The sequence below is a fragment of the Dokdonella sp. genome, assembly GCF_044227025.1.
In the GTDB taxonomy this organism is placed as follows: Bacteria; Pseudomonadota; Gammaproteobacteria; order Xanthomonadales; family Rhodanobacteraceae; genus Dokdonella_A.
The window spans coordinates 85,892-104,954 of the sequence record NZ_JBGAFX010000006.1 but is presented as its reverse complement, the minus strand read 5'-3'; the positions used below and the strand labels follow the sequence as shown (position 1 = coordinate 104,954).

At 68.1% G+C, this 19,063-nt stretch carries 22 protein-coding genes; 9 read left to right on the top strand and 13 right to left on the bottom strand.

Going from position 1 to position 19,063, the window contains the following annotated elements; genetic code table 11:
- Positions 1-65 precede the first annotated feature (65 nt).
- Entirely contained in the window at positions 66-197 is a 132-nt protein-coding gene (locus ACILRJ_RS14710) for a hypothetical protein (RefSeq protein WP_395683956.1), read from the top strand.
- A gap of 4 nt (positions 198-201) precedes the next feature.
- Here ACILRJ_RS14710 and ACILRJ_RS14705 read toward each other — a convergent pair whose 3' ends face one another.
- Positions 202-450, bottom strand: a complete 249-nt coding sequence (locus ACILRJ_RS14705; protein WP_395683955.1) for a hypothetical protein — start codon at positions 448-450, stop codon at positions 202-204.
- A gap of 200 nt (positions 451-650) precedes the next feature.
- Between ACILRJ_RS14705 and ACILRJ_RS14700 the strand changes: the two genes are divergently transcribed.
- Complete coding sequence (locus ACILRJ_RS14700) at positions 651-1,229, top strand: gamma-glutamylcyclotransferase (protein WP_395683954.1); 579 nt, start codon at positions 651-653, stop codon at positions 1,227-1,229.
- Between the two features lie 97 nt (positions 1,230-1,326).
- Complete coding sequence (locus tag ACILRJ_RS14695; protein WP_395683953.1) at positions 1,327-1,896, top strand: hypothetical protein; 570 nt, start codon at positions 1,327-1,329, stop codon at positions 1,894-1,896.
- Positions 1,897-2,032: 136 nt separating this feature from the next.
- Here the strand turns inward: ACILRJ_RS14695 and ACILRJ_RS14690 are convergent, their stop codons facing one another.
- The 4 genes from ACILRJ_RS14690 to ACILRJ_RS14675 form a co-directional block, all read right to left on the bottom strand.
- Entirely contained in the window at positions 2,033-2,497 is a 465-nt protein-coding gene (locus ACILRJ_RS14690) for a hypothetical protein (protein WP_395683952.1), read from the bottom strand.
- A gap of 198 nt (positions 2,498-2,695) precedes the next feature.
- Complete coding sequence (locus ACILRJ_RS14685) at positions 2,696-3,175, bottom strand: helix-turn-helix domain-containing protein (protein WP_395683951.1); 480 nt, start codon at positions 3,173-3,175, stop codon at positions 2,696-2,698.
- Positions 3,176-3,273: 98 nt separating this feature from the next.
- Positions 3,274-4,116, bottom strand: a complete 843-nt coding sequence (locus tag ACILRJ_RS14680) for a hypothetical protein (RefSeq protein WP_395683950.1) — start codon at positions 4,114-4,116, stop codon at positions 3,274-3,276.
- Positions 4,117-4,226: 110 nt separating this feature from the next.
- The gene (locus ACILRJ_RS14675) at positions 4,227-5,735 is read right to left on the bottom strand and encodes a S10 family peptidase (protein ID WP_395683949.1); all 1,509 of its coding nucleotides are present in this window, start codon (positions 5,733-5,735) and stop codon (positions 4,227-4,229) included.
- Positions 5,736-6,044: 309 nt separating this feature from the next.
- Between ACILRJ_RS14675 and ACILRJ_RS14670 the strand changes: the two genes are divergently transcribed.
- Positions 6,045-8,078 carry a S8 family serine peptidase gene (locus ACILRJ_RS14670; protein ID WP_395683948.1) on the top strand — a complete coding sequence of 678 codons (2,034 nt, stop codon included), beginning with the start codon at positions 6,045-6,047 and terminating at the stop codon, positions 8,076-8,078.
- 520 nt (positions 8,079-8,598) lie between these two features.
- Positions 8,599-8,847 (top strand): hypothetical protein, encoded by a 249-nt coding sequence (locus ACILRJ_RS14665; protein WP_395683947.1) that lies wholly within the window; start codon positions 8,599-8,601, stop codon positions 8,845-8,847.
- Between the two features lie 38 nt (positions 8,848-8,885).
- Here ACILRJ_RS14665 and ACILRJ_RS14660 read toward each other — a convergent pair whose 3' ends face one another.
- The 5 genes from ACILRJ_RS14660 to ACILRJ_RS14640 all read right to left on the bottom strand — a co-directional run bounded on the left by ACILRJ_RS14660 (position 8,886) and on the right by ACILRJ_RS14640 (position 12,020).
- Positions 8,886-9,227: a hypothetical protein gene (locus ACILRJ_RS14660; protein ID WP_395683946.1), complete on the bottom strand. Its 342-nt coding sequence runs from the start codon at positions 9,225-9,227 to the stop codon at positions 8,886-8,888.
- Between the two features lie 101 nt (positions 9,228-9,328).
- A complete protein-coding gene (locus ACILRJ_RS14655) occupies positions 9,329-9,724 on the bottom strand; it encodes a glutaredoxin family protein (protein ID WP_395683945.1) in 396 nt (131 codons plus the stop codon).
- 110 nt (positions 9,725-9,834) lie between these two features.
- Positions 9,835-10,038, bottom strand: a complete 204-nt coding sequence (locus ACILRJ_RS14650; RefSeq protein WP_395683944.1) for a hypothetical protein — start codon at positions 10,036-10,038, stop codon at positions 9,835-9,837.
- 161 nt (positions 10,039-10,199) lie between these two features.
- A complete protein-coding gene (locus ACILRJ_RS14645; protein ID WP_395683943.1) occupies positions 10,200-10,976 on the bottom strand; it encodes a hypothetical protein in 777 nt (258 codons plus the stop codon).
- A gap of 39 nt (positions 10,977-11,015) precedes the next feature.
- Positions 11,016-12,020 carry a phytanoyl-CoA dioxygenase family protein gene (locus tag ACILRJ_RS14640; protein ID WP_395683942.1) on the bottom strand — a complete coding sequence of 335 codons (1,005 nt, stop codon included), beginning with the start codon at positions 12,018-12,020 and terminating at the stop codon, positions 11,016-11,018.
- Between the two features lie 121 nt (positions 12,021-12,141).
- Between ACILRJ_RS14640 and ACILRJ_RS14635 the strand changes: the two genes are divergently transcribed.
- The 4 genes from ACILRJ_RS14635 (at position 12,142) to ACILRJ_RS14620 (ending at position 16,046) form a co-directional block, all read left to right on the top strand.
- A complete protein-coding gene (locus tag ACILRJ_RS14635) occupies positions 12,142-13,497 on the top strand; it encodes a hypothetical protein (RefSeq protein ID WP_395683941.1) in 1,356 nt (451 codons plus the stop codon).
- 25 nt (positions 13,498-13,522) lie between these two features.
- Positions 13,523-14,704, top strand: coding sequence for a hypothetical protein (locus tag ACILRJ_RS14630; protein WP_395683940.1), 1,182 nt, complete (start codon positions 13,523-13,525; stop codon positions 14,702-14,704).
- A 257-nt stretch (positions 14,705-14,961) separates the two neighbouring features.
- Positions 14,962-15,306 carry a hypothetical protein gene (locus ACILRJ_RS14625; protein WP_395683939.1) on the top strand — a complete coding sequence of 115 codons (345 nt, stop codon included), beginning with the start codon at positions 14,962-14,964 and terminating at the stop codon, positions 15,304-15,306.
- The gene (locus ACILRJ_RS14620) at positions 15,303-16,046 is read left to right on the top strand and encodes a hypothetical protein (protein WP_395683938.1); all 744 of its coding nucleotides are present in this window, start codon (positions 15,303-15,305) and stop codon (positions 16,044-16,046) included. Before ACILRJ_RS14625 ends, ACILRJ_RS14620 begins: the two co-directional genes overlap by 4 nt.
- A gap of 105 nt (positions 16,047-16,151) precedes the next feature.
- Here the strand turns inward: ACILRJ_RS14620 and ACILRJ_RS14615 are convergent, their stop codons facing one another.
- The 3 genes from ACILRJ_RS14615 to ACILRJ_RS14605 form a co-directional block, all read right to left on the bottom strand.
- Positions 16,152-17,099, bottom strand: a complete 948-nt coding sequence (locus ACILRJ_RS14615; RefSeq protein WP_395683937.1) for a hypothetical protein — start codon at positions 17,097-17,099, stop codon at positions 16,152-16,154.
- 36 nt (positions 17,100-17,135) lie between these two features.
- Positions 17,136-17,429, bottom strand: coding sequence for a hypothetical protein (locus ACILRJ_RS14610; protein ID WP_395683936.1), 294 nt, complete (start codon positions 17,427-17,429; stop codon positions 17,136-17,138).
- A 266-nt stretch (positions 17,430-17,695) separates the two neighbouring features.
- On the bottom strand, positions 17,696-18,961 hold the full coding sequence (locus tag ACILRJ_RS14605; protein WP_395683935.1) for a hypothetical protein: 1,266 nt from the start codon (positions 18,959-18,961) through the stop codon (positions 17,696-17,698).
- Positions 18,962-19,063: the final 102 nt, after the last annotated feature.

Genomic DNA, 19,063 nt, shown 5'->3' with positions numbered 1-19,063 from the left:
CGGCAGCATGATCCCCGGACGGCCTACCCTGCGTATGCAGGGACAGGCTCGTCGAGGATGTCCCCATGCGCCGCTTCGCAATGCTCTATTGCCTGTTCGCCGCGATTGCATTCACGCTGTTCGCGCTCGCTCCCGCACACGCCACCGACGGCTCGTCGGAACGCCGGAGCGGAACAGTCTCCGCTCCGGCAGACTGACGCTCTAGGCGCGCTGCCTGTCGCGCCGGACCTTGAAGCGGTTGAGCGCCGCGCGCAGGTCCTCCGAGCGGTCGCGCAGCAACTTGAGCTTGTCGCGCGTGCGAATCACTTTCTCGATGAGCTCTGCGCGCTGGCGCAGTTCGTCATCGCTCATCGGCATCGCCAGCGGCTTGAGGTTCGCCGACGCATCCTGCGAGCGCCGCAGCGCATCGATCGCGAGGGCGGCCTTGCGCAAGTTCGTGTTCACGCTCATGGGCGCTGCTCCATAAAAGGGAAATCGACTCGTCGCTTCATCGGCGAGTCGCGGACAGACTGACGGCGACGCGCTGAACGCCGCGCATATGTGGAACGCGAAGCGGGTCACACTCCCGCTGCGCGTTGGCCGGTTCATGTGACGCAGCCGACAATTGGCGCCGTCGTATCATGAAGGCTGTACGCCGTCCGACCTCGCGCATGTCCTTCGATACCACTGCCCTCAATCGCCGGCGCCATCGCTTCGAAGGCCGCTCGCAGGTCTGGCTGTTCGGCTACGGATCGCTGATATGGAAAGCCGACTTCGAGTTCATTGAGCGCCGCATCGCGCGCCTGCACGGCTGGTCGCGGCGGTTCTGGCAGGGTTCGCACGACCATCGCGGCACACGCGAATCACCGGGACGCGTGCTGACGCTCGTGCCCGATCCGGACGCGACCTGCATCGGTGTCGCGTACCTCATCACGCCGGCGGTGTTCGACGCGCTCGACCAGCGCGAGAAGAACGGCTACCTGCGCCACGTCGTGCCACTCGCGTTCGGCGACGGCACCGAAGTCGAAGGACTTCTCTACCTCGCCGACGAGCACAATGCGGCGTGGCTCGGGCCTGCTTCGGACGCGGCCGTCGCGCGCCAGGTCGCGCACGCACAGGGGCCCAGCGGCGCGAACCGCGACTACGTGCTGCATCTCGCCGAGGCATTGCGTGCGCTCGATGCGGATGATCCGCACGTGTTCGCGATCGAGCGCCTGCTGCGCGAAAGCGCGACGGCGACGGGTGCGTAGCGGGCGGGATGGCACGCGCGCCACGATCACAAGTGGCTCTTCTTCGAACCGGCGAAGCGTCGCAGGCTCACGTCGGTCGAATCGCCCGGAGTCCTGCATGAACCGCTTGCATGGCGCGCTCGCCGCGCTGCTCGTAACTGTTCCGATCGCGCTGCCCGTCGATGCCTCGACGCCGGTCGCGTCCGCGCGGGGCGACGCCGAAGCGACGGGTGTCCACGATTTCGATTTCATGTTCGGCGACTGGCGCGTACGCCATCGCACACTCAAGCCAGGCGCGCACGCGTGGGTCGAGTTCGACGGGACGAGCACGACCCGCCCGATCATGGGTGGCGCCGGAAACCTCGAAGACAACGTGCTCAATCCCGCCAGCGGCAGCTATCGCGCCTCGGCCGTGCGAGCCTACGACGCCAAGACCGCACAATGGGCGATCTGGTGGATCGATGGGCGCAATCCGCACGGCGTCCTCGATCCGCCGGTGAAAGGACGTTTCGAGAACGGCGTCGGCCGTTTCTATTCCGACTACGAACAGGGCGGAAAGGCGATGCGCGTGCGCTACACCTGGACACACGCGACGCCGTCGAGCGCGCACTGGGAGCAGGCCACGTCGAGCGACGGAGGCGCGACCTGGCAGACCAACTGGACCATGGAATTCACGCGCCTCGAATGACGCCACCAGGCGCAGCACCAATACGCCAGCGTCCCGGGCGTGCGCGCGCTCGCTGCCTGACGCCCGCCCATTCGCAGTCACGCGTGCGCAGCGCATCCACGGGCCGCGGCCGCGAACACACGGCCAGCGCGACCCGTCAACCGGTATCGGGATCGTTTCCGCGGTGCTCGCGCCGCACCCGTGTCGACCAGGGCCAACCGAACCGCATGGGCTTGGGATACGGCAGCCGGGAAACGACCCAGCCGACGCCGACGAGGGCGCCGCCAAGCCCGGCCGGCGCGGAACCGCCACGCACCAGGATGCACCCGACCCACACACCGACACCGGCGAGGTAGCACATCCCGACGAACGCGGACTTGAGCCGCATCGGCATGTCACGCAAGCGGTCTATTCCGCTTCGTCGCAGATAGCTTTCGATGCCCGCGGTTTCGAAGACGCCGTCGAAATCTTCGCGTGTGTCGGCATCGGACTGGCGGCACAGATCGACATCGATCAAGGCATAGACGACGCTCCCGATGTCACGGCTCGAGGCGATGCCTAGCCGTTCCAGAGTGATGCGGATGTCCTGTGCACTGCGCGCATCGATGTCGGCGACGAGCATGCGACACAGTTCGTCTGCGTCGACGTGGCCCGTATCGGACCCGAGGCGGCGATAAGCGCCCGTGAAGCGGATCGCATCGGCGATCCAGCGCACCGTTTCAAGCGGCATCGCAGTTGCCGCAACCACCTGGTCGAGAAGCTGCGCGCGGCAACGTGGGTGCGCGAGCAGTACCTCGCTCATCGTCGGGGAGCGCGCAGCCTACTTTGCCTTGCGCGTGCGCGGCGTGCGCGGCTTGCGCACCTTCGGCGTCGACAGCGCTTCGAGTCGCTGCTGCGCTTCCTTCTTGCCGAGCGAGCGCAGGCCCGCGATCGCCGCGACCTGGCTTGCGCGCGGCACGGCGACCTTGCGTTCCCAGTTGTAGACCGATTGCATGCTGACCCCGAGCAGCTTGGCCAGTTGGTCGGCCGACAGGCCGAGGCGAGAACGCATCGAACGCAGGCCCTTCGGCGAGAACCGGTTCTTCGACTGAGGTTCTTCCTGTTCCGCCTTGCCGGCGGCCGGCGCGCGCCCGGCGAGCTGCCTTGCGCGCCGCTCGAGTGCGGCGTTTGCGCGCTTGAGCGCGGCGATTTCACGCCGGTGGGTGCTGCTTGCCTTGCGCAAGGCCTGTACTTCCTTGCGCACTTCCTTGCGGGCGAGGCGGACGATCTCGGTCTTCAGAAGCGAGGCAATATTGGCCATTGACGGTCTTCGAGTGGGGAAATCCAGCCCGTAGTGTGGCAGACCTCGGAGCCAAGTGGCGTCCAGCGGCGCCCGGCACGGGGCGAATTTCCCTCCGTTCAGGGCATCTGGCAGTCGAACCCGTCCTGGAATATGCAACCGCTCGCGGGATGCGGCTCGCCGTAGATCATGTCGTCCATCGCCACCACATCGACACCACCGACGCCGTCGTCGTTGGAGGCGGACAGTGCGTGCGTGCCCGCTCGGATGACTACGTGATCGATCTTCTCGCCAGCATTGAACGAGATGCCGACGAACGACAGGCCGCCGCTCAGCGCCGGAGCGCTCGCCGCGACCAGCTGGCTACCGTCAGGCGCGAATGCCGAGACCTCCGTTCGGCTTCCGCCGCTGCTGCCGTCAACGTCGCTGAACACGACGCCGAATCCGCTGACTACCGCCCGGTTGGTCGTGCCCGGCTGGTAGAACTGCACCTGCAGCGCATGCGCGCCGCGCGGCATGAACAGGCGTTGCGCCGAAAACGTGATGAAGGTCGAGGTGTAGCCCGGGTTGATGTCGCCGAAGCGCACCGGCGTACCGGACGCTGCGCTCGCGCTGACCATGAAATCGTTGAATGCGCTGCCGGTGTCCTCGAGCAGGGTATGGAACACGATCCCTCGCGGTGACGTGGTGTTGAAGAAGTCCGGCGCGAGGAAGCTCGGTGCAGCCGACGCATCGGGCACGCCATCCCAGTTCACCTCGCGCCGACCGCCCGGGAATGTACCCCCGACGCCGTTGTTGGCGCCGCCGAGGTCGGCGCGGAAGGTGTCGACGATCGCCTGCAACGCAGCCGGGGTCGCCCCCGAACCTTGGCGAACCAGCGCCGCCGCGTGCACTCCGGTGCCGGACAGGCTGGCAACGATCCATGCGGCAACACGAAACGCACGACTGCGGCAGACAGGCATGGCAGGCTCCGGCACGTCTCCCCGGCGGGACTTCGCGACCGAATCATCGCACGCTGCGGAGGGCGAAGACATCTACGCGCGCGTCCTCGCTGCGAGAATGCCGACGCGCGTCAATGCGCCGCGTACACCCGCATCACGTCGCGACGCAACATCGCCTGGCTGTCGCCGCGGCTGTAGAACATGTGCCCCCCCGGATACTCCTTGACCTGCACGCGCTGCGGGTCGCCCATCACAGGCATCTGGTCGACGATCAGCAACGAGGCCATGAACGGGCACGACAGGTCGCCCCAGCCGTGCGCGATCAGCACTTGCAGCTTCGAATCGATCGCGACCGACTGGCGCAACTGCTCGACCGAGCCCTTGTTGTCCGCGTCGCGCTCCCACAGGCGGTTCACTTCGTAGCTCAGCGCGTTGTAGCGTCCGCTGTACTTCCAGCCGACCGTGCGGGTGATGAAGTCGACCATCGCGGTCGTGGTCGGCGCGATGATGCCGTCGAGGATCGGATCGTTGGTGCGCTGCTGCGGCGCGAACGGGAACGGATCCCACGAGGTCACGTTGGAATCGTAGCGGCTGCCGAGCTTGCCTTCGCCGCGGAACACCTCGCGCAGGTAGGCCTGGGTCTCGAGGCGGCCGCCGGCGCGGCGCACGAACTCGGGTTCCAGGCCGGACAGTTCGGTAACGCGCTTGACGATGCGCTCGACCGCCAATGGATCGCTGCGGCCCTTGAGCAGGTCGGTCACGTAGTCGCCGCGCGTGTAGTCGACGATGTCCTTCATCGCCGCGTCGCTGAGCTTGCCGTGGCGCTCGAGGTTCGCCGCCGAAATGCTCGGAAGGGTCAGCATCCACGGCAACGGCGAGAGGTCGCCGTTGTCGTTCGCGGAAGGATCGAGGTACGGCGACACCAGCACCACGCCGTTCATCGCGACGCCGAGGCGCGTCTGCAGGAAATGAGTGATGCGTGGTCCGCGGAAACCGCCGTAGCTTTCGCCGACGAGATACTTGCGCGACATCAGGCGGTCGTTCTTGACCAGCCAGTCATAGATGATGCGCGAGAGGTACTCGATGTCGGCATCGGTCGAATAGAACTTCTTCTTCGCTTCGTCTTCCGGAATGCGCGCCCGGCTGAAACCGGTGCCGACCGGATCGATGAACACCATGTCGGTGAAGTCGAGCCAGGTGCCCGGGTTGTCGCGCGCGACCGCCGGATCGGACGGGCTGTTGCCTTCCGCGCCGAACTGCACGCGCTTGGGACCGAGCGCGCCGAGATTGAGATACACCGACGAGGCACCGGGGCCGCCGTTGAGCGCGAACGTGATCGGCCTGTCCTTCGCGGGCATCGTGTAGGCAACGAACATCACGTCGGCGATCGTCTTGCCCTTGTCGTCGACGACCGGCAGCGATCCTACCGTGGCGTCGTACGACAGCGAACGGCCATCGACAGTGGTGCTCTGGCGTACGGTCTTGTCGGCCGGGAACGGCTGCAGCCTGGAGAAGTCGTCCCGGCCGCCTTCCTTGCCTGCCTCCTTCGCGCCTCCGTCATCGGCGCTGAACGCCGGCGTCACGACCGCCGCGGCGAGCAGCATCAGCGCGGCGAGCGCCGCGGTCATCGGCCGTTTCATATCGGAATTCCGCGTGGGAGGAAGGGGATCTTCCGAGCTTAGTCAGGGCGACTCGCAAGGCGATGTGCCGGAAGTCTTGCGTCCGGGCGGGCACCGCAGCCGGCAAGATCGCCGGATGCGCCCATGCGCCGGCGTACGCACGCGGCCGCGGCATCACGGCAACCGGCGTGCGTTTCAGCGCTGCAGCGCGCCGCGCATGCGGATAGACTGCGTCGCCCCCGCGAGCGGCGTTGCCGCCGGTCCTCTGGCCGGTCCGCGCACTGCGCGCTACCGGCGGGTGCCATCCATCATTGCCGTTGGGGAGTGTCAATGAACCGGTTCCAGAACACGTCGAGCGCCGCGTCCATGCGCGTGCGCGGTTTCGCAGGTCTCGCGCTCAGCGCACTCGCACTCGCCTGCAGCCACGCGCTAGCGGCCGAGATCAGTCCATCGCTCACCCTCCAGGCCGATTCGGCAGGGCGGGTCGAAGCCCTGATCGTGCTGCCGGACCAGGCTACGCCGGCGCTCGCGCCGCTCGCGACCGATGCCGACTACCTCGTGCGCCGTCGCGCGCTGGTCGACGCCCTGCGCACGCGCGCGGCGAGCCAGCAGGCGGACCTGCTCGCGTGGTTGCAGGCGCGCGGCATCGAGCATCGCGCGTACTGGATCTCGAACCTCGTGTGGGCACGCCTGTCGAGCGCGGACCTCGCCGAACTCGCGACGCGCAGCGACATCGCGCGGGTCGAGGCGAATCCGCACCTGCAACAGGCGCTGCCTGCCGAGGAGGACGAGGCCGCAGTCACGCAGCCGACCGCGATCAACGCGATCGAATACGGCGTCAACAAGATCAATGCACCGGCGGTCTGGGCGCTCGGCTACACCGGACAAGGTGTGGTGATCGCCGGCGAGGACACCGGCTACCGCTGGGATCACGCCGCCCTGAAATCGCACTACCGCGGCTGGAACGGCACCAGTGCCGACCACAACTACAACTGGCACGACTCGATCCACGACTCGAGCGGCAACACCTGCGGCAACGACGCGCCGGCACCGTGCGACGACCATGGCCATGGCACGCATACCGCCGGCACGTTCGCCGGCGACGACGGCGGCACCAACCAGATCGGCGTCGCGCCGGGCGCGAAGTGGATCGGCTGCCGCAACATGAATGCCGGCGACGGCACGCCCGCGCGCTACATCGAATGCATGCAGTGGATGCTCGCGCCGACCGACCTTGCCGGACAGAACCCGGATCCGGACAAGGCCCCCGACGTGATCAGCAACTCGTGGGGCTGCATTCCGTCCGAAGGCTGCACCACCGGCAACGAGATCAAGACCGCGGTCGACAACCTCGTCGCCGGCGGCATCTTCTTCGCTGCCGCGGCGGCGAACGACGGCCCGGGTTGCGGCACGATCACCGACCCGCCGGCGATCTACGATTCCGCCTTCGTCGTCGGTGCGACCAACAGCGCCGACCAGATGGCCGGGTTCTCGAGCCGCGGTCCGGTCAGCGGCATCACGCACATCCGTCCGGACGCGTCCGCGCCGGGCGTCAACACGCGTTCCTCCGTCAAGACCAGCACGACCAGCTACGGCACGATGAGCGGCACCAGCATGGCGACGCCGCACGTCGCCGGCGCCGCGGCGCTGCTGATGTCGGTGAACCCGGCGCTCAAGGGCCATCCCGACCAGGTCGGCGACCTGCTGCGCAACACCGCGGTCACGGCCGGCGTCACCGATCCGGGGAACTCCGGCTGCGGCGGCCTGACCATGGCCAACCATCCGAACTACCAGGTCGGCTGGGGTCGCATCGACGCGCTCGCTGCGGCACAGGCTGCGATGCCGACGACGACGCACACCGTCACGCCGAGCGTCGCCGGCGGCAATGGCACGATCACCCCGGACACGCCGCAGGCGGTGAACGACGGCACCACGATCAACTTCACGCTCGCCCCCGCGGCCAACCACCACGCCGTGCTTCCGCTCGGTGGCACCTGCCCGGCCGGGACGCTCGCGGGCAGCGTCTACACCACCGGCGCGATCGTCGCCGATTGCAGCGTCATCGCCAGTTTCGCCATCGACACGCATTCGGTGGGCGGCAGCGTCAACGGCCTCGTCGGCGGCAGCGTCACGCTGTCGCTCAACAGTGGCGCGCAGACCAAGGTCGTCTCCGCCGACGGCGCGTTCGCATTCGACACTGCCATGGACAGCGGCAGCAGCTATACCGTCACGGTGGCCGCCCAGCCGACCAATCCGACGCAGTCGTGCAGCGTGGCCAACGGCAGCGGCACGATCGGCGCGAGCGACGTATCCGATGTCGTGGTCAGCTGCGTGGACACGATCTTCAGCGACGGTTTCGAATAAGCCCATCAGGACCGTTCGCATCGAGCGCAGACGAACGAAGTTCCGCGGAGTCGAAACGCCAGAATCGCATTTGGCTCTTCGACTCCGCCTTCGGCGCCGCGCTCGGCGCGAACGGACTGGTTGATCCGTGCATGTTGAGCGTAGCGGAACGCGGTTGCGCGAAGTCGAAACACCGGAGAGTCGCACGTGGCTCTTCGACTCCGCGCCTTGCGCTGCGCTCAGAGCGAACGGAGTGGTCGAACCGTTCGTGTTGAGCGCAGCGGAACGCAGTTCCGCGAAGTCGAAACACCAGAGTCGCACTGCGCCCTTCCGACTCCGCGCCTTCGGCGCTGCGCTCGGCGCGATCGGAAGCTCGAGATCGGCTCGAGTCCCCGGCGGCCCGGTCGCCTCGCGCCGGATCCGCCGTCCGCCGTCTGTAATCGCCCGCGGCAAACATCGAACCTGCTCCAGAGCGCATGCGGGAATCCTTCCGCAGCGCCCCACCGCCACGCCCCGCGTGGCGGACCAACGGAGCCAAGCCATGGGATTCGACACCAACCTGCGCAACGCCGTCCTCGCCATCGGTTCGTTGCGCGGCGCGCAGCAGGCCTGCGCCGACCTCAAGCCGACCGCGATGCCGATGACCGACGAGGAACTGCGCGGACGCGCCGAGCTGATCGAACGCGTCATCCGTACCCGCGCCAAGCTGCAGGAAGTGCGCGACCGCGCAGAGAACCTGCAGGCCGCGCTCGAGCGATTCAAGCAGCGTCGCGCCGCGATGAGGATGTAAGCCGAGGCAACCCTGCTGCGCGAATCACGCGCTCCGCATCAATGGCGCTGGCGATGGATGGCGCGACTGTTGCGGTTCTCGGCACGATTGAGCCGCTGCGTTTCTGCTGCCGTCAGATGCCCGCCGTGGCGCGCTTCGGCAGCGCTCGCACGCTGGGCGATGTTGGTGGCATGCCGCTCGTCGCGTGCGGCCTGGGCCGGCGTGATGGTGCCATCCGCGACACCGGCATCGATGCGCTGCTGCTGATGGTCGATGCGACGGTTCACTTCGTTCACGCGCGGATGGCCCGGCACGTCGGTGGACTGCGCCTGCGCGGCGCCGGCGAACAGCGCGGCGGGCGCGAGGAGCACAAGCAGGGCAAGGCGGGCGATCGTCTTCATGGCGTTCTCTCTCGTTGGAATCGGCGACGCCGAGTGCGGCGCACATGCGTTCCAACGCACGAGCGGCGCGCCGGTTGACTTCCACATGGGTCCGGGGCCGCCTACGGTGTCTGCTGCGCGAACGTGGCGAGCTTCACCCGGTACGCCTGCTCGTCGAACCCGGTGATTCGCAGGTTCGCGGTGACCAGCACCGGCACGCTGTTCGCATGGAGTTGCTCGTACAGCGCGCGAGCAGGCTCCGACGTGTCGACGTCGTATTCCACGTGCGCGACGTTCATCGCATCGAGCAGGCTGCGCGCCTTCGCGCAGTACGGACAGGTCGTGGTTGCGAACAACACCACGGGTCGTCCCGCCGTCGTGACGATCGCGGAGTAGTCTCCCGCCTGCAGCGCCGGTTCGGCGCGCAGGCCGCGTATCGCGAGCGTGCCGAACCAGCCGCACGCGGCCGCGATCACCACCAGTGCGATGGTCGACAGGAGGTTGTGCAGGATTCGCATGCCCGGCGCCTTTCGTCAGGTCGTGGCCGCATTCCGTGCGGCCATCGACGAACATCACGAGCCGGGCGACCTCCGTGTCGCCCGGCATCGGACCACGCAGGGAGCGCCGCCTACAGGCCGTAGACCGCGCAGCAGAACGAGCTGCCGAACCAGTTCAGGCAGGCCAGGTACGCACTGGTATTGGCCGGATCGATCATGCACACGTGGCCACCGCCGCCACCCGGCGGCCTGGCCATGGCGGAGGCGCCCGCCAGGCCGAACACCAGACCAAACAGCACCGCACGGACACGCATGGAGCAAAGTATCTTCTTCATTTCAGGGGTCCTTTTGAAGAAATGGACCGCATCATCGCGGCCCATCCACGCAGAACGCCCAAGCGCGCGCGAATGAGACATGGGGAACGGTTGTTTCGCACGCCATCAGGCCCGCGTCGCGCCGGTCGCTGCAGGAACCCTGCACGGCGCCGGCGGCACGCTCATCGCACCGAGCGGGTGCCCGATGGATCGAAGCCGTCGGTGAAGATCGCATCACCGCCCGACTGGAACGCGAACAGCCACAGCGGCGCGCCTTGCGCCGGCGTTGTCGCCCACGACACGTGGTAGGTGCCCGCCGCCGCGACCTGCTTCCAGGCGACCACGCACTGCACCGCGCTGTTCGGCGGCAGGTCGACGAAGTTCTCGATGATCGTGAAACCGTTGCCGGGCACCGCGGAATGATGCAGGCCGCCCGCGTCACCCCACCAGAGCGCGACGAGCGTGGCCGGTCCGGTCGTGGTGACGTCACCGCTCGTGAGCGTGTTGCCTGCAGGCGGATAGTTCTGCGCCACTGCCTGCAGCACGCCGGCATCGCGGATCTCGATGAAAGGCACCGTGATCTCGCCCGCCGGCACGCCGTTCTTCACGATCGTCACGCTGTGCGCGGAACCGCCGCTCGCCGCCATCGCGCGATATGCCTTCACGTCGAAAACGCCGTCGTAGCCGCGATACACGACCGGATTGCCGAGCCGTACCCAGCTGTTGGCATAGTTGTCGGTCGGCGCCTGGTCGTTGCTCGCATACCCCGCACTGAACGCGATCAGCGCACTGCCGCTGGCGGCAGTCGCGATCGGCGCAGTGGTCGCCAGCGCCGGACTGTTGCCGTCCTCGTGGCCGAGAAGGGTGTGCGCGCCGAGGCTGCTCGCTGCGTCCGCGCGGCCGACCCATCCGCTGCAGAGGAGCAGCAGCGCGACTTGCAGCGCTGGGGACCCGATCATTCGTCGTCCTTCCATCATGTCGACAATCCCGCGGGATGGTCACGCTGGTCGCGCAGGATACATCGTCAGGTACTGCACCACGCGCGGTCGCACTCCACGATTCGGGCGGCTGCCGTGCGGCAATGCGTGGTGCCAGAGGATCAGGTCGCCGGCGTCGCCGGCGATCGGGCGTGCCGCTTCGGCGGGGATGCGCGAGTACGGGTCGACGCCGGGCGGCAGCGCGCGCAGCCAGTCGTCGATGCCGCGATGGAATCCGGGAATGCAGGTGAACGCGCCCTGCTCCGCCGGCGTGTCCGCGAGATACAGGATGCCCTGCACGCCGGGTCCCAGCGGCGGTTGGAGCACGGCATCCCAATGCAGGTGCGGTCCCGGAAACTGGAAGTGTGCGCCCTCGGGCGGATTGAAGCCGACGCGATCGGTGCTCATGACGAGGTCCTCGTCATTCCACAACTGTGCGCAGGCCTTGTGGATGCGCAGTGACGTACGCGCCGGTTCCAGAGCGGGGTGCTGGAACAACTGCACCATGATGCCCTGGCGCCGATGCGCGGCATGCCACGTCGCAGGATCGTCGGCATCGGCGCCGACGTGCGCATGCACGGCCGCGAACGCATCGGCACACTCGCGCGGCGTGATGGCCTGCTTCACGACGACATAGCCGTGCTCGTCCCAGTGCGCGAGGTCCGCCGGGTCGAGCACCGGCGCGAGTGCGCGCACCTGCGCATGCCTCTCGCGCACATCCGGCGGATATTCGTTACCGTCCTGCAAGGCGTTCACCCACGCCACGCGCGTTGGCGCAATCGCGCCGCCGAGGCAGTCGAGCACGAACTGCTGCAATGCCTCGAAGCTCGGCTGGTTGGACAGGAAGCGCGCGATCTGCTCCTGGCCGATGCCGAGGCTGTCGGTCAACACGCGATCCAGATGCTGCCGGCGCGGATCGTATTCGCCGGCCGCCTCGCCGCGCATGAACCGCAGCCGGCGCGACCAGAAATCGTGCAGGGCCGGTATGGCGAGGTCGTCGCGATGGATCGTATCGTCGATGGGCATTGGCTACAGTCTAGATCGTGCGGTGATGCGCTCCAAAGCGTTGCGCCGCCAAGAGCGTACGCGGATGACAGGATCCGGCGCCATGCTCCGTATAGGCATCAACACCGAAGGAGCACGGCCGATGCACAAGACCGCAATCCCACTGCTGTTCGCCTGCCTCGCGAACAGCGCATCCGCGGACTGGACCGCCGAGTGGCAAGGCGTGTGGCAGCACCCGGAGCCGATCCACTCGCCAACGAGCGTGGACGTCGCCCGATCGGCGACGGGACACGTACTCGCGGCGCTCGCGGTCGGCCACCACGGATTCAACCACGCCGCGCTCGTGCGATTCGCCGCAGACGGTACATTCGACTGGCTGCGCGAAGCGGTGTCGGGCGAGACGATCGGCATGTCGGCGCTCGGCGACGGGTCGCGCGCAGCGATCGTGGACGGCTCCGGCGCCGATGGCGCGCGCATCCAGGTGCGCGCATACGACCTCGCCACCGGCGAGCTCGCCTGGTCCGACACGACGCGAGTCGGCCGCTTCGTCGGCGGCGCGCACCGTACCGCCACGGCCAGCAACGGCGACCTGCTCGTGCGTGCGAGCGACGGCGGCGACCTCGTCGTCCTGCGCTATTCCGCAGATGGCACGCCGCTCGCGGACTGGCGCTGGTCGTCCGGACAGGCGCTGGCCTCGGCCGACGACATCCTCGCACTGCCGGACGGCGGGGCGATGGTTGCCGGCCGTGGCGCGGCGATCGGCGGCGGGTACCTCACGGTGCGCTTCGCGGCCGACGGTGCCGTGGTGTTCACCGACCGCGAGGACGGCGAACTCGGCAACCCGCTCGGCAGCCCGCGCCTTGCCGCGGTCTCCGACGGCATCGTCGTCGCGGGCGCGCCCGAATCCCGCTTCGGCGTGTTCAAGGCGCAGGTATGGAAGCTTTCCGCCGACGGCGCGCGTGTGTGGACGCACGCGTTGCCGAACCCCGCCGGCGATTTCGGCAGCCTCGACACCGCCGGCATCGCCACACGCGACGACGACGTGTTCGTCACGCTCGCCGGCAATCCCGCCGACGGCTTCCGTCTCGTGCGCCTCGACGGCGCGGACGGCGCCGTCCTGCACGACGCACACGGCGGCGTCGGTGGAATGCCGACGACACTCGTGCAGGCAACGAACGGTCGCTTCCTCGTCGGCGGGTTCGACTTCATCGACAGCAGCGGCCACGTCGGCGCGCGCATCGCGGAGTTCGACGCGGAAGGTGCGCCGTGCCGGGCCAGCGCAAACCTCGGCCTGCATGGCGGCGTCGCGGCCGCGGGCGATGGCGACGGCTGGCTGACGCTCGGCAACGGCGCATGGATCGACGGCGTCGGCAGCGAAGCGCTGGTCGCGCGCTACGATGCCTCAGCTCCTTGCGAGCGCGGCGAGACGGTATTCACCAACGGCTTCGACGCGACCCCGGCACGCGCACCGCAGGCCAGGCGCGACCTGGCGCTATGATGCAGACCCTTCCCCGGTGCCGACCATGGCGATCCGAGCCGGCCGTTGTGCGATCGCGTGCTGCCTGCTGCCGCTCGTGGCAGCGGGAAACACGCTGCACGTCGGTCCGGGCCAGGCGTATGCGGCTCCCTGCGCGGCGATCGCCGCCGCCGGTGCCGGCGACACGATCCTCATCGAGGCCGCCGGCGCCTACGACGGCGACGTCTGCGCATGGTCGACCAACGGGCTGACGCTGCGCGGCGTCAACGGAAGACCGCACATCGACGCCGCCGGCAACGATGCCCAGGGCAAGGCGATCTGGGTGATCAGCGGCAACGACACCACGATCGACAACGTCGAATTGTCCGGTTGTCACGTGCCCGACGCGAACGGTGCCGGCATCCGCCAGCAAGGCACGAACCTGACCGTTCGCAACGCCTGGTTCCACGACAACGAGAACGGCATCCTCGCCGGCGAGAACATCGCCAGCACAATCACGATCGAGCACAGCGAGTTCGCCCACAACGGCGCCGGCGACGGCTATTCGCACAACCTCTACATCGGCCATGTGGCGCGGCTCGTGTTCCGCTACAACTGGTCGCACGGTGCCGTCGTCGGCCACCTGCTCAAGTCGCGCGCGGCGCGCAACGACATCCTCTACAACCGTCTCACCGGCGAAGCCGGCGGCAGCGAAAGCTACGAGATCAACCTGCCGAACGGCGGCCTCTCGTACGTGATCGGCAACCTCGTCGAACAGCCGTCGACGACGCAAAACGGCGCCATGCTCGACTACCTCAGCGAAGGACTCGGGCCGAACACCGATGATCGCCTGTTCGTCGTCAACAACACCTTCGTCAACGATCGCGGCAGCGGCACGTTCCTGCAGATCGGCGCCACCGCGACCACGTCGGCAGTCGCGCGCAACAACATCTTCCACGGCGGCGGCACGCCGAGTTCGCAGGCGAACGCGCTGCTCGATCACAACTACATCGGCAACGCCGCGCTGTTCGTCGATGCGGCGCACTACGACTACCGCCTGCTTGCGGGCGCGAACGCAGTCATCGACGCGGGCGTCGCTCCCGGCAGCGGCGGCGGCGAGCCGCTCGCGCCGACCCGCGTTTACGTGCATCCCGTTGCGGCAGGCGCTCGCCCCGTGCTCGGCGCGTTCGACATCGGCGCCTACGAATGGCCCGGTGACGCGATCTTCGAAGACGGCTTCGACGGCTGACGCGGACCTCGCAGATACGCTAACGCCCCCTTTCCGCGCTGCCCGCAATCGGCGAAGGCGAGCATCGCGCGCGTGACTCGCCGCCTTGCGAGGCGCAGAATTTCGGCGGGGAGGCGCACTTGCCGATTCGGCCCGGCCGACGGTTCCGGACACTCCCCGCAGCGACGGCCATCGGCACCCGCTCGACAAGCAGGGGTGCCCGCCGCACACCGGTGTTCCCGATCGTTTGTCACTTGGTCATTCGAGGGGATCTAGCCATGCCGACCCGCACTCGCGATTTTCGTTTCGCTCCAGCCAGCCATGCTCCAGGCGCGGCGCGCGGACTCCGACGACGACGTGCGCGCAGCGTTGCTGCATGGCTGCTGCTCGGTGTCTCGGTCGTCGCGATGCAGGCGAGCTCGCAGACGTTGTCGGGTTCGGTGATAGCCGGTGGCGGAGGACGCAGCACCTCCAGCGGAGGCTGCTTCCGCCTCGACGCCACGATCGGGCAGCCGCTTGCCGGCGTCGCCAACGGCGGCACCTTCACGATCTTTTCCGGCTTCCTGCCCGGCCGGGCCGACCGGGACTCCATTTTCAACTACGGTTTCGAGGTGTGCTCATGAACACTCGCACAGTTCGTTTGTTCGCCGCGACCTGCGTGTTCGCCTGCGGCGTCTCGCTCGCACGCGCCGACCAGCGTGCGCCGGAGGTTGCGCAACTTCCGGACTTCACCTACCAGGGCCAACTGACGCAGGCCGGGCAACCCGCCAACGGCAATTTCAATCTGACGTTCGCGCTGTTCAATGCGTCCAGCGGTGGTTCGCAGGTCGGCTCGACCATCACCGAGAACAGCTTCCCGATCACCGGCGGCCTGTTCACCGTTTCGCTGTCGTTCCCCGGCGCGTTCACCGGCACGCAGCTGTGGCTGCAGGTCGGCGTGAACGGCACGCCGTTGTCGCCGCGCACTGCGGTTTCGACGACGCCCGTGGCGCAGTTCGCGCTGGACGGAAGCATTTCCCCGAGCGGACCGGCGGGCGGCAGTCTTTCGGGCAGCTATCCGAATCCCGGCATCGCCAATGGCGTGGTGACGCTGGCGAAGATGGCCGGAAACACCACCACCGGCTCGATCAGTTTCAGCCTCGCGGCGAACGGCTGCGGCACTCTCGGGCTCAGCCTCGGCAGTGCCCAGGTCGGCGACCTCGCCGTGTTCGGACTCGGCAGCGGCGCCACGCCGCCGGCGAGCGTCGTATTCGGCCCGATCGTGATCACCGGACCGGGCGCGGGCAGCATGCGCGCGTGCAACCAGTCGGCGAGTTCGGTGAGCATAACCAGCCTGCCGGTGATCGTGCGCACGTTCCGCTGAACGTCGGGAGCCGTGCGCGAGGTGCGCACGGCTCCGAGTGGCGTCGAATTGTCCTGCGGCACGCGGTCGCGCGCTTGCCCGCTCGCATCGCGATCGCGCCCGCCCTCAATGCGACGGGTAGCGCACCTCCGCCGAAACGACGGTCAGTCCCTGGCCGTAACCCTCGCCGTTTCCACCCGCGACGGCACTGCCGCGCTGGAACATGAAGGTCCACTGCGGATCGTCGGCGAAATCGTTGTTCGTGTTGACGCCCGCGCCGAAGTACCAGGTGTGGTAGGTCTGGCTCCAGTGCGCGGTCCAGGTCTGCGACTTCATCATGTTCGTGCGCCCCGGCGCGGCATAGATGTTGAGCGGCTGGCCGTCCTCCTGGCCGCCGTAGCCGAGCGTGTCCCAGCCCGAGTTCGCCGATCCGACATCGAGGTTGAGATTCTGCGAGCCGGCCTGCAGGCGCCAGTTGACGATCGAAGAGGCCGACAACGTCGGCACGGCGAAGTACAGCGTGACCGTGAACGGCTGCGTCTTGTCCCAGTCGGCCGGCTGCGGAATCGAGAAACCGATCGGTTGCGCGGTCGCCGACAGGCGCGGCCCGTATGTCGTCGAGGTCGTCTGCGCGTCGCTCGGATTGTGGAACATCGCGTTGCCGCTCACGACGATCGAACGCATCCGCTGCGCGAGCGTGTAGGGCGTGCCGGTGACTTCCTGGCGCGGCGTCAGTGTCTCGTACGTGCCGGCGCCGGCCGGACTGACCGCGATCTGCAGGTAGCGCCGGTCGCCATTGAACGCGCCGGCGCCGAAGTCGAGCGTCGTGCCGAAGCGGCCCGCCGAGACCGTGAGGCTCTGCTGCAGCGTGACGCCGATCTGGGTGCCGCCGGATGACGCGTCGTACAGGCTGAACTGGAAATCGTGTGCACCGCTCGCGACCTGGCCGGCGCTGCGCAGTTCGCCCTGGTAGGTGAACGCGGAGCCGAGGGGTTGTGCAGCGTGCGCGACCGACGCGAGCAGCAGGGTCGCCGAGACGGCGAGGATGAAGGAGCGGAATCGGTTCGTGGCCATGGGTGAACTCCTTGCAGCAGAGGTTCGGGAAATCGATCAGTGTTCGAAGGCGTCGCAGAACACGACGTCCGGCGTGGTGTCGCACGGCACGCCGGTCCAGTAGCCGCTGGTCAGCGTCCAGTCCGCCGCGGCGCATTCCGCGGCGCCCGGACTGCATGAGGTGACGACGAGCGGCTGGCCGACGGTGCCCTCGATGCTGAACACGCTCGGCCCGGCGGAAAGGCCGCCACCACCGGCGGCGACGTACCAGTCAATGCGGTAGTCCGCGTGAGCCGCGAACGCGGCGACGAGCAGGCACAAGCCCAAGGGAATTGCGGGACGGCGGGACATGGCGGATGGACCCTCGATTGGCAGGCTCCATCAGGGAAACGGAAAATCGCGCCCAACCCGAACATCCCGTGGCGCGGACATGCGACTGCGCGGCGCTGCAGCTGAGCGCCGGGCGTGCGCCGGCTACGGCGACGCCGGCGCGCCCGGGTCGCGCACGATGCGCGCCAGGCGGTGCATCGTCCCTGTCCGTTCACACGGGACCGTGGAGACGATCGGCACAAGGACCAACGCGCGCAGATGTTCGGAGCGGACCGGCGACCTTCCGCTCAGCCGTCGAATCCGTCGGCAAAGATCGCATCGCCTGCCGCAGGTTCGATGTAGCGCCACACGATGCCGTGCGTATGGTCGCCCATGAGGATCACGTAGCTGCCGATCGCGGCGGAATACGCGACCGCGGTACCGAACGGGTTGGATCCGTTCGCGCTCACCGCGGGCGCGTAATCGCGCGACCAGTTGGTGTCGTCGCCGATCGGCGCGCGTGCCTGCGTCGTCTCGATGAAGGAGTTGGCGTAGAGGTAGCGACCGGTCGCGACGATCGCCGACGTGTTGACGCCGTTGAACGTGCCGGGCCAGTTGCCGGACACGACGTCGACCCAGGTCGCGCCCTGGTCGGTCGACTTCGCGATTGTGGTCCAGCCGGCGACGTACCAGGTTCCGTCCGCGAGTTTCCACGCACCGAAGCTGCCGTGCACGTGTTCGACGCTGCTCACCTTGGTCCACGCCGCCGTGCTGATCGTGCCGTCGCGGTAATGCAGCGCCGGCGTACCGCCGACGCGGCCGGCGGTGGTCGTGCGCCAGATGCCGCTGTCGCCGTTGTTGCTCTGCGCGATCACGCACCAGGTCGTGCCGCTGATCGGGATCACGTAGTGCGAGGTACCGACGCCGGCCGGCGGCGGATGCACGACCCAATTGACGCCGCCGTCCCACGATTCGCCGAAGCCGCCGTCGTCGTTGTTGGCGAAGCCGTAGTGGTAGGTGACGAGTACGTGGTTCGGCGGATCGTCGGGCAGCACCATCGCGTGGTAGAGATCGGTCAGCGTCGGCCCGAACGGGTTGTACGGCGCGAACGCAGTGTCGGCGCCCGGCATGCGCTGCCAGCTGGCGGCGCCGTCGGTCGATTTCCATACGCCGAATGATCCGTAACCGGCCGGCGAATACAGCGTCGGCAACGTGCCGGGATCGCGCGACGGATTCGGGTCGATGCTGAAGCCCCACGGATTGCCGTGCATCGTCGCATGGTCGCGCAGTTGCCAGCTGTCGCCGAAGTCGGTCGTGCGCAGCCAGATGATCGCGCGACCGTCGTTGTTGCCGGCGCCGACGTAGAACGTGCCCGGATTCACCGGGTCGGCGATCACGCTCTGGATGGTGTCGCCGTTCTCGACACCGGCGTCGCCGCCGTTCAGCGCGGCGAGCGTGATCGGTTCCCAGACACCCGGCGTGCCGGATGGCGAACCGTTCGGCGCAGCCGCAAGCGGAAGCGCGCCCGAGACGAGCAATGCCATCAGGTGCGAAAGGATCCATCGCCGCGCCATCGCCCGTACTCCGCGCCGTGTGCGAAGCGCACTGTGCGCGCTGCGCCTCGCGGCAACCATGACCGACTGCGCAGTTCGCGCCGGATGCGGCACCGTCCGCGA

Excerpts from the sequence above, each read along its gene's own strand:
- ACILRJ_RS14640 (WP_395683942.1), bottom strand. The coding sequence starts at position 12,020 with ATGCCCATCGACGATACGATCCATCGCGACGACCTCGCCATACCGGCC.
- ACILRJ_RS14680 (WP_395683950.1), bottom strand. The coding sequence starts at position 4,116 with ATGCCTGTCTGCCGCAGTCGTGCGTTTCGTGTTGCCGCATGGATCGTT.
- ACILRJ_RS14625 (WP_395683939.1), top strand. The coding sequence starts at position 14,962 with ATGCCGACCCGCACTCGCGATTTTCGTTTCGCTCCAGCCAGCCATGCT.
- ACILRJ_RS14615 (WP_395683937.1), bottom strand. The coding sequence starts at position 17,099 with ATGGCCACGAACCGATTCCGCTCCTTCATCCTCGCCGTCTCGGCGACC.
- ACILRJ_RS14675 (WP_395683949.1), bottom strand. The coding sequence starts at position 5,735 with ATGAAACGGCCGATGACCGCGGCGCTCGCCGCGCTGATGCTGCTCGCC.
- ACILRJ_RS14690 (WP_395683952.1), bottom strand. The coding sequence starts at position 2,497 with ATGCTCGTCGCCGACATCGATGCGCGCAGTGCACAGGACATCCGCATC.
- ACILRJ_RS14610 (WP_395683936.1), bottom strand. The coding sequence starts at position 17,429 with ATGTCCCGCCGTCCCGCAATTCCCTTGGGCTTGTGCCTGCTCGTCGCC.
- ACILRJ_RS14620 (WP_395683938.1), top strand. The coding sequence starts at position 15,303 with ATGAACACTCGCACAGTTCGTTTGTTCGCCGCGACCTGCGTGTTCGCC.
- ACILRJ_RS14650 (WP_395683944.1), bottom strand. The coding sequence starts at position 10,038 with ATGAAGAAGATACTTTGCTCCATGCGTGTCCGTGCGGTGCTGTTTGGT.
- ACILRJ_RS14710 (WP_395683956.1), top strand. The coding sequence starts at position 66 with ATGCGCCGCTTCGCAATGCTCTATTGCCTGTTCGCCGCGATTGCATTC.
- ACILRJ_RS14665 (WP_395683947.1), top strand. The coding sequence starts at position 8,599 with ATGGGATTCGACACCAACCTGCGCAACGCCGTCCTCGCCATCGGTTCG.
- ACILRJ_RS14645 (WP_395683943.1), bottom strand. The coding sequence starts at position 10,976 with ATGATCGGGTCCCCAGCGCTGCAAGTCGCGCTGCTGCTCCTCTGCAGC.
- ACILRJ_RS14700 (WP_395683954.1), top strand. The coding sequence starts at position 651 with ATGTCCTTCGATACCACTGCCCTCAATCGCCGGCGCCATCGCTTCGAA.
- ACILRJ_RS14635 (WP_395683941.1), top strand. The coding sequence starts at position 12,142 with ATGCACAAGACCGCAATCCCACTGCTGTTCGCCTGCCTCGCGAACAGC.
- ACILRJ_RS14660 (WP_395683946.1), bottom strand. The coding sequence starts at position 9,227 with ATGAAGACGATCGCCCGCCTTGCCCTGCTTGTGCTCCTCGCGCCCGCC.
- ACILRJ_RS14670 (WP_395683948.1), top strand. The coding sequence starts at position 6,045 with ATGAACCGGTTCCAGAACACGTCGAGCGCCGCGTCCATGCGCGTGCGC.
- ACILRJ_RS14685 (WP_395683951.1), bottom strand. The coding sequence starts at position 3,175 with ATGGCCAATATTGCCTCGCTTCTGAAGACCGAGATCGTCCGCCTCGCC.
- ACILRJ_RS14655 (WP_395683945.1), bottom strand. The coding sequence starts at position 9,724 with ATGCGAATCCTGCACAACCTCCTGTCGACCATCGCACTGGTGGTGATC.
- ACILRJ_RS14605 (WP_395683935.1), bottom strand. The coding sequence starts at position 18,961 with ATGGCGCGGCGATGGATCCTTTCGCACCTGATGGCATTGCTCGTCTCG.
- ACILRJ_RS14695 (WP_395683953.1), top strand. The coding sequence starts at position 1,327 with ATGAACCGCTTGCATGGCGCGCTCGCCGCGCTGCTCGTAACTGTTCCG.
- ACILRJ_RS14705 (WP_395683955.1), bottom strand. The coding sequence starts at position 450 with ATGAGCGTGAACACGAACTTGCGCAAGGCCGCCCTCGCGATCGATGCG.
- ACILRJ_RS14630 (WP_395683940.1), top strand. The coding sequence starts at position 13,523 with ATGGCGATCCGAGCCGGCCGTTGTGCGATCGCGTGCTGCCTGCTGCCG.